Below are 12757 nucleotides of genomic sequence, written 5' to 3' on the forward strand. Positions count from 1 at the left end.
AGAACAGCTTCCATGCCTGTTTCCTTCCTGATGGAGGCACTAGGCGGTCTTGGGCTCTTCATACTCGGTATGAAGTTCATGTCCGAAGGACTGCAGAAACTGGCCGGTGAAAAGCTCAGGCAGGTCCTGGAAAAAATTACCGGCAATCGCCTTACCGCCGCCCTTACAGGGAGTGCATTGGCCTCTCTGCTCCAGTCTGGCAGTACCGCATCCATCATCGTCATAGGATTCGTCAATGCCGGACTGATATCATTGTATCAAGCCCTGGCAGTCCTTCTCGGTACCGGCTTGGGCACTACCATCGCTATCCAGTTCATTGCCTTCAAAATTTCCTTTTTCGCCTTGCCGATAATTTTTGTCGGGGTCATCTTAAGGTGCTTCAGCAGCAGAAGGCGCTGGGTTAATGCCGGAACTCTGCTTTTGGGTGCAGGTCTGGTTTTTTTCGGCCTCCATCTTATGGAAAACGGTTTTGCTCCTTTAAAAAACAATACCCTCATCCACGGACTGGGTCAGCACTTTCTTGCCTGGCGATTGCCGGCCATGTTGCTGGGAGCTGTTCTCTCGTTCTTAATGCAGTCCAGCAGTGCTGCAATAGGCATTGTCATTGCCGTCGCCAGCAGTGGTCTGATAGGTTTCGACACTGCAGTGGCCATGGTCATCGGCGAATCACTCGGAAGTTCCCTTATCGCAGCTATTGCCTCTATAAATGGTACTCTGACGGCAAAGAGAACCGCCCTTATCTACATCATCGTCAACCTGATTGCCATCAGCCTCGCCATGATCGTCTTTCCTCTCTTTCTTCAACTGGTCAGGTCCTTTTCTCCAGGGGAGGCTGACCTCACCGTACGCGGTATTCAAACCCTGAATGTTTCTCCGCTCGCTTCCGAAACAAAGCCTTTTATTGCCAGACATCTGGCCAATGCCCATACTATTTTCACTGTTTTCTCAGTCTTCTTGTTTCTGCCGTTGGTGGGTTTTTTTGCCAGATCGGCGTCAATCATCGTTCCCGGCAGGGAAGGTGAAGGGGACATGGATCCCCGTCCGCGATTTCTTGACCATAGGGTAGTAAATACCCCAACCATTGCTCTTTTACAGGCAAAAAACGAGATCAAAAGAATGGCCCAGGTTGCCGGTACCATGTTTTTGGAAATGGCAGAGCAGTTCAACAGTTTCAATGTCCGCACTGCCAGCCGCCTCAAACAGAAGGAAGAACTTCTCGATATACTGCAACGGGACATTTCAGCATTTCTTATCACCCTTTCACGGCAACAACTCTCCACGGAAAATGCCATGGAAATACCTGCCCTGCTTCAGCTCATCAATGATCTTGAACATCTGGGGGATCAGGTTGAAGCTATCATGGAGTATATGCGACGGAAAAAAGAGGACAAACTCAGATTCTCAGGTGCGGCCATGTCCGAGATCAGAACCTTGTCAGCTCTTGTCTCACAGGTGGTAACGGTGGCAGTAGGTTCACTTGATACCCTACCGATATCCTCGGATAGGGATGATCTGGAAAAGGTCATGGCTGAGATCGAATCTACACTGGCAACGCTACACCTGAGTCACATAAAAAGACTTCACAGTGGCAAATGCAGTGTCATAGCAGGTCTGCTTTTCTCCGATATCATCGCCTCCTTTGAGAAAATTGCACAGATTGCATACAACACGATCAAAACAAGCAGGGACTTGAAATGACAGAACTTAAAGCATCAATTGATCTTGGAACAAACACCGCTCGTCTGCTGATCGGCTTCAAGGAAGATGAACATACAATCAGGCAGGTACTCCTGAAACGGCAGATTACCAGACTCGGGGGAGGCTTTACCCGTGAAAGCGGAATTTCACCAGAAGCTGAAGCCAGATCTCTTGCCGCCATGCAGGAGTTCGCTGGCGAAATCCTGCGCCACAACGTCGGCAAAATCCGTGCTGTTGCCACCAGCGCCGTCCGGGATGCGACTAACGGAGCTGAATTTTGCCGCAAGGTCTTTGATGAAACGGGTATACAGCTTCAGGTCATTTCCGGTGAACAGGAGGCTCTTTTTACCCTGCGCGGCGTACTGGCTGGCCTTGATAACAAAAAAGGGAAGTTCCTCGTTTTCGACGTGGGTGGTGGCAGCACCGAATATACCCTTGCTGAAGACAGCTTGCCGGTTTTCACCCGGAGCCTTCCCTTGGGTGTGGTGCGACTTACCGAAGGAAAATCCGGCCCTGAGGCAATGACGGAGAAGATCCGCCGTGAACTGGCTGCACTGGGTGGAGAAATGAACAGATCGGCAGTAGACTTGGGCGGGACTATTCTGGTGGGCACCGCCGGCACGGCGACCACCCTGGCAGCAATCCATATGGAGATGACGGATTATGATTACCGGCTGGTCAACAACCATACCATGGCACTGGCAGACATAGAGAAAATCCATGCTCGCCTTCTTCCACTATCGCCGGAAGAGCGGCTGAAGGTGAAAGGGCTGGAAAAGGGGAGGGAAGACCTGATTGTGGCCGGGACCCTGATAACGATCAACACCATGAAACACTTCGGTTTCAACAGTCTCAAAATCAGCGATTTCGGGCAGCTGGAAGGGTTGTTGCTCGAGGATTAAAAGGGCCTTGTTGGCTCATATGCAGTTATTGCCGTAAAAGCACATCTTGACGATAAATCCCCTTCGTTCGGTTCAAGTCGGCTCCCCCAGAAGACTAATCTGAAACATTTCATCGTCAACCTGCTACACAGCCGATTCGGTGTAACCCCGTTCTACAAACAGATTGACTATGCCTGCTTCTTTCTGTATATTTTTGGCTCTTTACGGGGCTCGATCCCCTTATTTTATTTGAAAAAAGGTGTCTAATGAAGGAAATTCTTTCCGGCAACGAGGCAATTGCCCGCGGTGCCTTCGAAGCAGGGGTAAGGGTAGCCAGTGCTTATCCGGGCACCCCTTCCACAGAAATACTTGAAAACATCGTGCAGTATAAAAACATCGATGCGTCTTGGGCGCCAAACGAGAAAGTTGCATTAGAGGTGGGTATCGGCGCCTCTTTTGGCGGTGGCAGGGCACTGGTCACCATGAAACATGTGGGCGTCAATGTTGCCGCAGACCCGCTCTTCACTTTTTCCTACACCGGTGTCAATGGCGGGCTTGTCCTGGTCAGTGCGGACGACCCTGAAATGCATTCTTCCCAGAATGAACAGGATAATCGTAATTATGCCAGGTTTGCCAAGGTGCCCATGCTGGAGCCGTCAGATTCCCAGGAGTGCAAGGACTTCACCCGGCTGGCTTTCGACATATCCGAACAGTTTGACACCCCGGTCATGCTGCGCACCACCACCCGTACTTCCCATGGCAAATCAATTGTAACTCTGGAAGAGCCTGTTACCGGTTTGCCCATTCCAAAACTGACCAGGAACGCTGCTAAATTCGTCATGCTTCCCGGCAACGCCAAGGTCCGTCATCCGTTTATCGAAGAGAGGACTCTCAAGCTCAAAGAGTACGGGAAAAATCTTCCCATCAACCGCGTGGAAATTAGGGATACTGCCATCGGCGTTATCACATCGGGCGTCCCCTACCAGTATGTGCGCGAAGTATTGCCAGAGGCCTCGGTGCTGAAGCTTGGCATGGTCTACCCCCTGCCGGACCAATTGATCCGCGAATTTGCGGCAAAGGTCGATAAGCTCTATGTGGTCGAGGAACTCGATCCATTCATGGAAGAACAGATAAAGGCTCTCGGCATCACTGTCCTCGGCAAGGAAATCATTCCTGTCTGTGGTGAACTGACCCCAGGCATCCTGCGCAAAGCCTTCAATTTGCCCGAGCCGGAAAAAAACATCGTAGAGAAGCTGCCGGGGCGGCCTCCCAACATGTGTCCGGGGTGTCCCCATCGTGGCGTCTTCTATACCCTCAATCAACTGAAAGCTTATGTCACCGGGGATATAGGCTGCTACACCCTTGGCTTCCTGCCCCCCCTTTCCGCCATGGACACCTGCGTCTGCATGGGGGCCAGCATCGGCAATGCCACCGGCATCACCAAGGTTCTCTCCCCGGAGGAACAGAAAAAAATCGTGGCTGTCATCGGCGATTCAACCTTTCTCCATTCGGGCATAACAGGTCTGCTGGACATGGTTTACAACAAGGCGCCCGCCACGGTCATCATCCTCGACAATCGCATTACCGCCATGACCGGCAGACAGGAAAATCCCGCCTCCGGCTATACCCTCATGGGCGAAGAAACCTTTCAGGTCGATCTGCCCCAGTTGGTAAGCGCTTTGGGGGTAAAAAATATCAGAACCCTTGATCCACTAGATCTTGCCGAAACAAAAAAGGTCCTGCAGGAAGAGATGGACAGAGCTGAGCCATCGGTAATCATCACCCAAAGGCCATGCGTGCTCATCAAGAGGGAAGGGGTCTTCAAGAGAGGAAATACTTTCGAAGTGGACCTGGAGCTCTGCACGGGGTGCCGGGCCTGCCTGAAGCTCGGCTGTCCTGCTATCATCTGGCAGGCGGAGGGGGAGAAAAAAGGGAAGGCAACCATTGATCCACAGCTCTGCACGGGCTGCACCATCTGTGAGCAGGTCTGCAAATTCAACGCAATCGGGGCAAAAAAATGAGCGGCAAGATTACCAATATACTCATGGTAGGTGTGGGCGGACAGGGAACCCTTCTCGCCTCTGAAATACTCTCCGAAGTTCTCAAGGAGGCGGGTTTCGACGTGAAGAAAAGCGAGATCCACGGCATGTCCCAGCGAGGCGGCAGTGTCGTTTCTCACGTGCGCTTCGGTAATGAAGTCAATTCACCGATAATTCCCGAAGGAGAGGCCGACATTCTGCTCGGTTTCGAACTGCTCGAATCCTATCGCTACCTGCCTTTGTTGAAAAAAGGATGCAAGCTGGTCGTCAATGATCTGAAAATAAACCCTTCCATCGTTTCCACCGGGGGAGAAGCCTACCCTGAAGGGCTGGAAGAGAAGATCCGGCAGCGTTTTCCCGACTGCATTCTTCTTGACGGTCTGAAGCTTGCCACCTCTGCCGGCAATGCCAAAACTGCAAACACTGTGTTGATCGGTGCCCTCTCTAAACGCCTGGATATAGATGAAAAATACTGGCTTGCAGCCATTGGAAAAATGGTTCCCCCCAAAGCTGTAGAAATAAACCGGAAGGCATTTTACCTCGGCAGGGAAGCAGCTTGACCACTTGCCGCAGTAATATTAAAGGGGTTTCTGCCATGTTCAATGAAGAATTTGAAACTCTTCCCAGACCGGCGCTGGAAGCACTGCAGCTTAAACGTTTGCAGACTATGCTGGAGCGCATCTATGCCAATGTTCCCTTTTATAAAAATGCCCTGGACAAGGCAGGAGTAAAACCGGGACAGATAACGTCATTGGCCGACCTGCAGCGACTCCCCTTCACCTACAAGCAGGATATGCGGGACAGTTATCCCTATGGCCTCTTTGCCGCAAAAATGGAAGACATTGTTCGCATTCATGCCTCTTCCGGCACCACCGGCAAACCGACAGTGGTTGGCTATACCCGCAAGGATATCGAGACATGGTCCGAACTGATGGCCCGTTCCTTCGCAGCTGCCGGCGTCCACAGGGGTGACATCATCCATAACTCCTATGGTTACGGCCTCTTCACCGGCGGTCTCGGTGCCCATTACGGCGCAGAGAGGCTGGGAGCCTCGGTTATTCCCATGTCGGGGGGAAATACCAAAAAGCAGATCATGATCATGAAAGATTTCGGTTCGACTGTCCTGACTTGTACACCCTCATATTCCTTGTTTATGGCCGAATCGGCAGTGGAGGAGGATGTGGATTTCAGGAATCTCAGTCTGCGGGTCGGCATTTTCGGTGCCGAACCATGGTCAGACTCCATGCGCAAGGAGATCGAGGGCAAGCTGAACCTGTCTGCCATAGACATATACGGACTGTCGGAAATCATGGGGCCGGGCGTCGCCATAGAATGCCAGCAGGCAAAGCAGGGGCTGCATATCTGGGAAGATCACTTCATTCCGGAGATTATCGATCCCATAACAGGAGAGGTGCTTCCTCCAGGCACAAAGGGGGAACTGGTCATAACGACCATCACCAAGGAAGGCATCCCGCTCTTGCGCTACCGGACCAGGGACATTACCAGTATCACCTTCGAGCCATGTGTTTGTGGCAGAACCCATGCACGGATCGCCAGGATGAGCGGCCGGAGCGATGACATGCTCATCATCCGCGGCGTGAATGTCTTCCCGTCCCAGATTGAGTCGATCCTCATGGGAATCGAGGGGGTCGAACCCCATTACGTGCTGATCGTCGAGCGTAAGGGAAACCTGGATGTCCTGGAAGTGCAGGTGGAGGTTGGAGAAAACCTCTTTTCCGATGAAGTCAAACACCTTCAGGCTCTTTCCCATTCCATCGAAAAAGAGATCAAGGATATGCTGGGCGTAAGCTGCAAGGTGCGGCTGGTTGAGCCGAAAACCATCGCCCGTAGCGAAGGCAAAGCGAAACGGGTTATCGACAACAGGACCATGGGGAACTGAAACTGTTCAGATGGTTGCAGACCAAAAAATCCATTTACCGGAGGTATCGATGCAGGTAGAACAGATCTCCATTTTCATTGAAAACAAGTCTGGTCGTCTGGCAGAGGTGACAAGGATCCTTGGGGAAAACGACATCAATATCCGCACACTCTCCCTTGCCGACACCTCGGATTTCGGGATTCTGCGGCTCATCGTAAATGATCGGGAAAAGGCATGCGGTGTGCTTAAGAGCAATGGCTTTACCGTCAATAGGACGGAGGTGGTAGCCGTGGAGGTCCCCGATCGTCCCGGAGGCCTCTCTGCAATTCTCCAGGCCCTGGACAGGGAATCCATCAACGTGGAATACATGTATGCCTTCGTGGAGCGATGCGGTGAAAATGCGGTCATGATTTTCCGTTTCGACGAAACGGCAAAGGCTATCGAAACCCTTCTGAATAATAATTTCAACATCCTGCCCGGTGAGCGGCTCTACAGCATGTAACCCCATTAAGGAGCAAGCATGAAAAAGATCGTTTCGTATGCAATAGCAATGGTGACGTGCTTTTCTGTAAGCACGGCAACGGCAGCACCTTTCGTCCGCATCGGTGCATTATTCTCCGTTACCGGTCCTGCTTCCTTTCTTGGGGAACCTGAGAAAAACACACTGGAGATGCTGGTCAAGGAAATCAACGAAAATGGGGGGATCAACGGCACCAAACTGGAGGCCGTTATTTATGATACCGGTGGTGACGCCACCAAGGCAAAGCAGCTGGTCAACAAACTGATCAAGAATGACAAGGTGTCGGTCATCATCGGACCAAGCACCACCGGCGAATCCATGGCCATTATCGACGACGTGGAAAGAGCGGGTATTCCGCTTATTTCCTGTGCTGCGGGACTAAAGATTACCGAGCCGGTGAAGAAGTGGGTTTTTAAAACTCCTGCCAACGATCATGTTGCCGCTGAAAAGATCATGAACTACATGGCGAAGCAGAAGCAGAAATCCTTCGCCCTGCTGACGGTAACCGACGGTTTTGGCCAGTCGGGCCGGGAACAGATCAAGGCTCTGGCCAGGCAGAAAGGGCTGAAGATTGTTGCCGATGAAGTTTACGGGCCGAAAGATACTGATATGACGGCACAGCTGACCAAGATCAGGGGGCTGAAGCCCGACGCCATCATCTGCTGGGGGACCAATCCAGGGCCGGCAGTGATTACCAAGAACATCAAGCAACTGGGGATCAAGACTCCCATCTACATGAGTCATGGTGTGGCATCAAAGAAATATATCCAGTTGGCTGGCGCCGATGCCGCAGAAGGTGTAATGCTGCCAGCCGGCAAACTGGCCATCTATGATGTTCTGCCAAAAACCGACGCCCAGTACAAACTGCTGAAATCCTATGACAGTTCTTACAAAAAGGCTTACGGTACCGAAGCTTCCACATTCGGTGGCTATGCCTATGATGCTTTTCTTCTGCTGACCCAGGCCATTAAGAAGTCAGGAACTACCCCGGAGCAGATCCGCAACGGTATAGAGCAGGCCCGCAAACTGGTCAGCATCTCCGGAGTCTTCAACATGTCGCCCACAAACCACAATGGTCTTGATCTCTCCGCATTTGAAATGGTCAGGGTAACCAAAGGTGACTGGGTGGTCATCAAGTAATCTGAAGTTTTGAAATAATATTATCGGGGGGTCATATGCGGCACAGATTATTGCCATTTATTTCTGCAGCAACCTTGATACTGTCCAGCGTAACAGCCTTTGCGGCGCCAACCATAAAAATCGGCGCACTTTTTTCCGTTACCGGCCCGGCTGCTTTCCTTGGCGAACCAGAGCGCAATACTGCCGTAATGGTTGTTGATCAAATCAACAAGGCAGGGGGCATCAAGGGCAAGAAGCTTGAGCTGGTGGTTTACGACACCGGCGGTGACGCAACGAAAGCCAAACAGCTGGTCAACAAGCTGATCAAGAATGACAAAGTCTCGGCAATCATCGGCCCCAGTACTACCGGTGAATCCATGGCAATCATCAATGACGTGGAAAAGGCAGGTATACCTCTGATTTCCTGTTCAGCAGGAATAAAAATTACCGAGCCTGCCAAAAAGTGGGTCTTCAAGACTGCCCAGAATGATTCCCTTGCCGTGGCCAGGATATACGACTACCTGCAGAAGCACAAGCTGACCAAGGTAGCCATCCTCACCGTTTCCGACGGTTTCGGCCAGTCCGGCCGCGAGCAGCTTAAGGCCCAGGCTGCCAGGTATGGCATCTCCGTTATTTCCGATGATACTTACGGACCGAAAGATACCGACATGTCGGCACAACTGACGAAGGTCAGAGGCTCCAAGGCCCAGGCGCTCATTTGCTGGGGGACCAATCCCGGGCCGGCGGTTGTTGCCAAGAATGCACGCCAGCTGGGCATCAAAATTCCCCTATTCATGAGTCATGGGGTCTCCTCGAAGAAATTCATTCAACTGGCGGGGGATGCAGCCGAAGGGATCAAGCTGCCGTCAGGTAAGGTTATAGTTGCCGATGTGCTGCCCGCCTCAGATCCTCAGAAGAAATCCCTCCTGTCCTTCGTCAACGACTATAAGAGGCAATTCAAAGCTGAAGGCGACCATTTTGGCGGTCATGCCTGGGATGCGGTCATGCTCCTGAAAGGGGCCATCGAGAGGGGAGGGGATGCTCCTGCAGGTATCCGCAACCAACTGGAAAAGACCAGGCAGTTCCATGGCATTGGCGGTACCTTTACCTTTACGCCCAAGGACCATGCCGGTCTGGGCAAAGATGCCTTTGTTCTGGTGGAAGTTAAAAACAGGGACTGGGTCCTCGTCAAATAAAGACAACCGGGCAGCACTTGCCCTGAATTAATCCACAGAGAGACACGGCTTACGTGTCTCTCTGTGCGTATGGATGCCGAGGTAAATGCAGTTGGAACAGATCTTACAGTATTCTCTCTCAGGCCTTGCCACCGGAGCTATCTATGCATTGATCGGCATCGGTTTCTCCATCATCTACAACGCCACCGGCATCATCAACTTTGCCCAGGGTGAGTTCGTCATGCTGGGCGGTATCCTGACCTTCTTTTTTTTGGACATCCTCCAGTTCCCCCTCTGGGGCGCTGTCCCCATGGCGGTGGCCGGTGCAACGCTGTGCGGACTTCTTTTCGAACGGCTGGCCATCCGTCCGCTTGCCAAGGCATCACCCATCAACCTTGTCATCATCACCATCGGCGGCAGCATCCTTATCAGGGGGCTGGCCATGCTCGTCTGGGGGAAAGACACCCATTCAGTTCCCTCTTTTTCCGGAGACGACCCCATCAGCATCGGCAGTGCCACATTGCTTCCCCAGCACCTGTGGATCATAGGCATTACCCTGGTGGTAATCTGCCTGAACAAATATTTCTTCTACCATACCATCAGCGGCAAGGCCATGCGGGCCTGTGCCTACAACCCACGCGCAGCCGGCCTTGTCGGCATCGACGTGAAACGGATGGTGCTCCTGTCGTTCGTTATCAGCTCCGCCATGGGGTCCATGGCCGGCATCATCATCGCCCCGCTGACCATGACAGCCTATGATGTGGGGGTAATGCTCGGGCTCAAGGGCTTCTGTGCCGCGATCATCGGCGGTATGAGCACCGGGATGTCCGTAGTTGTCGGCGGGCTCCTGCTCGGGGTGCTGGAATCCCTCGGAGCGGGCATGATTTCGTCCGGTTACAAGGATGCCATTGCCTTCATCATCCTGCTCCTCATTCTCTTCATCCGCCCCCAGGGGCTGTTCGGCAAAGCCGAGACGGAACGGGTGTGACGTGAAGAACTCTCTTATTAAATATGCAGCCTTTGTCGCGATTATTCTCGTCATCCCATTTCTGATGAAAGAGAGTTACCTGATCAATGTCATGGTCTTCGTTGGCATCAACACCATGCTTGCCGTGGCTTTGAACCTGCTGCTCGGCTATGCCGGCCAGATATCCCTCGGGCACGCGGCCTTTTTCGGCCTTGGCGCCTACAGCTCCGGTGTGCTCACCGCTACCCACGGCATGAATCCGTGGCTGGTGATGTTTGCAGCTGCCGCAGTTGTCGGTATGCTGGCATTTCTCATAGGATTCCCCATCCTGAAGCTGAAAGGGCACTATCTGGCCATGGCCACCCTCGGCTTCGGCATCATCCTCTATATCGTCTTCAACGAGACTGTCGACATAACAGGCGGCCCATCAGGCTTGTCCGGCATACCAAACCTTCAATTGGGACAGATGACCTTCGATTCCGACATGAAAAATTACTACCTGATCTGGGTCTTTGCCCTGTTGGTCATGCTCTTCGCCGTAAATCTCACCAATTCACGCATAGGGCGCTCCCTCAGGGCAATCCATGATTCGGAGATCGCCGCCCGCGTCATGGGGGTCAATGCACGACTGCTCAAGGTCCAGATATTTGCCCTTTCCGCCGTCATTTCCTCTCTGGCCGGCAGTCTTTACGCCCACACCATGGCCTTTGTCGCACCGGCTTCTTTCGGCTTCAACTTTTCGGTGGAGCTTCTGACCATGGTAGTCATCGGCGGCCTCGGCAGTGTTTACGGCTCTTTTCTGGGGGCTGCTCTCCTTACGTTGCTGCCCGAATTCCTCCGCTTTCTCCACGATTACGATATTGTTTTTTACGGCCTGCTCCTCATGCTGATGATAATGTTCATGCCGGGAGGCCTGGTACGGGGCATACCGGCACTGTTTCGCCGGGTATCGAGCCGGAGAAGGGAAAGGTCGGCCGATGCTTGAGATTCGGGGCATAAAGCAGGTTTTCGGAGGCGTTACCGCTCTGGATGATGTCTCCTTTACCATGCACCGTGGAGATATCACCGGTGTCATCGGTCCCAACGGAGCTGGGAAAACGACCCTCTTCAACATCATCACCGGCATCTACACCCGTACTGCCGGTGCGGTTATTCTTGACGACCATGATATTTCCGACCTGCCGGCGGAGCGGCTGGCAGGGCTTGGCATGGTTCGCACCTTTCAGAATATCGAACTGTTCGCAAAGATGACCGTGCTGGAAAATGTCATGGTCGGCCTCCATAGTCGCAGCAAATGCGGCATGCTTTCCTGTGCGTTGAGAATGCCCTGGGCTGTTGCCGAAGAACGCAGGATCCGCAGCGAGGCCATGGGGTGGCTGGAATTTGCCGGCATAGCAGAACTGGCCCAAGTTGAAGCGGGCAATCTGCCCTTCGGCAAGGGGCGCCTTTTGGAACTGGCCAGGGCCATGGCCTGTGAACCGCGAATATTGTTGATGGACGAGCCTGCTGCAGGCCTGAACAGCCAGGAAACCCTGGGACTCGCCAAGCTGATCAGGGCTATCCGGGACAAGGGAGTTTCGGTAGTTCTTGTCGAACACGACATGGAACTGGTGATGGATATCTGTGACCGTATCGTCGTCCTCAACCTTGGCAAGAAACTGGCAGAAGGGACTCCCCGTGAAATACAGGAAAATGCCGAGGTCATCTCTGCCTACCTGGGAGAGGATCTTTAGATGCTGCGACTGAAGAACATAAATACCTATTACGGCAAAGTCCACGCCCTGAAAAATGTCTCCATACATCTGGGACAAGGGGAAATCGTAACTCTGATAGGGGCAAACGGAGCAGGGAAGACCACTATTCTCAATACCATTTCCGGTGTAACTCCCGCTGCAGGAGGGGAGATCCTCTTTGAAAAAGAGCCGGTCCAGGCCCTTTCGCCTGACCGTATCGTTCGTCTCGGCATTGCCCAGGTACCCGAAGGGCGCCAGGTTTTCAAACCGCTGTCCGTTGAGGATAACCTGGACTTGGGGGCATACCTCAGGCACCGGCAGAGAGAGGCGAAAAGCCGGATTCGGCAAGACAAACAGGAAATATTTACACTTTTCCCGCGACTTGAGGAACGCCGTAAACAACCTGCAGGCACCCTGTCCGGAGGGGAACAGCAGATGCTGGCCATCGGCCGGGCGATGATGACCCGCCCGAAGCTGATGCTCCTGGACGAACCGTCCATGGGACTGGCTCCACTGGTTGTCCAGGAGATTTTCCGGGTCATTGACAATCTGCGTCGCCAGCACGGCACGACCATACTGCTGGTGGAACAGAATGCAAAGGCCGCGCTTAATCTTGCCGACCGTGGCTATGTTCTCGAAACGGGTAAAGTGATACTTGAAGGATTGTCTTCGAACTTGTTGGAAAACAAGGATGTTCAGCGTGCGTATCTGGGCAGGGAAAAGAAAGAACTTTGGGAAAAGTAATA

12 protein-coding genes are annotated in these 12757 nt (G+C 52.8%); all 12 read left to right on the plus strand.

Translation table 11 applies throughout. The annotated features are described in order from the left end of the window. Positions 1–12: 12 nt before the first annotated feature. The 12 genes from GEOB_RS13845 (at position 13) to GEOB_RS13900 (ending at position 12755) form a co-directional block, all read left to right on the plus strand. Complete coding sequence (locus tag GEOB_RS13845) at positions 13–1698, plus strand: Na/Pi cotransporter family protein (protein WP_012647869.1); 1686 nt, start codon at positions 13–15, stop codon at positions 1696–1698. Next, positions 1695–2600: a Ppx/GppA phosphatase family protein gene (locus GEOB_RS13850; protein WP_012647870.1), complete on the plus strand. Its 906-nt coding sequence runs from the start codon at positions 1695–1697 to the stop codon at positions 2598–2600. The genes GEOB_RS13845 and GEOB_RS13850 overlap by 4 nt, the downstream gene beginning before the upstream one ends. 245 nt (positions 2601–2845) lie before the next feature. After that, complete coding sequence (gene iorA / locus GEOB_RS13855) at positions 2846–4600, plus strand: indolepyruvate ferredoxin oxidoreductase subunit alpha (protein WP_012647871.1); 1755 nt, start codon at positions 2846–2848, stop codon at positions 4598–4600. After that, the gene (locus GEOB_RS13860) at positions 4597–5178 is read left to right on the plus strand and encodes an indolepyruvate oxidoreductase subunit beta (protein WP_012647872.1); all 582 of its coding nucleotides are present in this window, start codon (positions 4597–4599) and stop codon (positions 5176–5178) included. The genes iorA and GEOB_RS13860 overlap by 4 nt, the downstream gene beginning before the upstream one ends. Positions 5179–5213: 35 nt before the next feature. Next, positions 5214–6518, plus strand: a complete 1305-nt coding sequence (locus GEOB_RS13865; RefSeq protein ID WP_012647873.1) for a phenylacetate--CoA ligase family protein — start codon at positions 5214–5216, stop codon at positions 6516–6518. A gap of 49 nt (positions 6519–6567) precedes the next feature. Then, on the plus strand, positions 6568–6999 hold the full coding sequence (locus tag GEOB_RS13870) for an ACT domain-containing protein (protein ID WP_012647874.1): 432 nt from the start codon (positions 6568–6570) through the stop codon (positions 6997–6999). Positions 7000–7017: 18 nt separating this feature from the next. Next, the gene (locus GEOB_RS13875; protein WP_012647875.1) at positions 7018–8157 is read left to right on the plus strand and encodes an ABC transporter substrate-binding protein; all 1140 of its coding nucleotides are present in this window, start codon (positions 7018–7020) and stop codon (positions 8155–8157) included. A gap of 35 nt (positions 8158–8192) precedes the next feature. Continuing rightward, complete coding sequence (locus GEOB_RS13880) at positions 8193–9332, plus strand: ABC transporter substrate-binding protein (RefSeq protein WP_012647876.1); 1140 nt, start codon at positions 8193–8195, stop codon at positions 9330–9332. An 85-nt stretch (positions 9333–9417) separates the two neighbouring features. Further along, positions 9418–10299 (plus strand): branched-chain amino acid ABC transporter permease, encoded by an 882-nt coding sequence (locus GEOB_RS13885; protein WP_041267154.1) that lies wholly within the window; start codon positions 9418–9420, stop codon positions 10297–10299. Between the two features lies 1 nt (position 10300). Further along, a complete protein-coding gene (locus GEOB_RS13890) occupies positions 10301–11263 on the plus strand; it encodes a branched-chain amino acid ABC transporter permease (RefSeq protein WP_012647878.1) in 963 nt (320 codons plus the stop codon). Then, positions 11256–12011 carry an ABC transporter ATP-binding protein gene (locus tag GEOB_RS13895; RefSeq protein ID WP_012647879.1) on the plus strand — a complete coding sequence of 252 codons (756 nt, stop codon included), beginning with the start codon at positions 11256–11258 and terminating at the stop codon, positions 12009–12011. Before GEOB_RS13890 ends, GEOB_RS13895 begins: the two co-directional genes overlap by 8 nt. After that, positions 12012–12755 (plus strand): ABC transporter ATP-binding protein, encoded by a 744-nt coding sequence (locus GEOB_RS13900; RefSeq protein WP_012647880.1) that lies wholly within the window; start codon positions 12012–12014, stop codon positions 12753–12755. The last annotated feature ends 2 nt before the right edge of the window (positions 12756–12757 follow it).

Source organism: Geotalea daltonii FRC-32 (genome assembly GCF_000022265.1).
Lineage (GTDB): Bacteria > Desulfobacterota > Desulfuromonadia > Geobacterales > Geobacteraceae > Geotalea > Geotalea daltonii.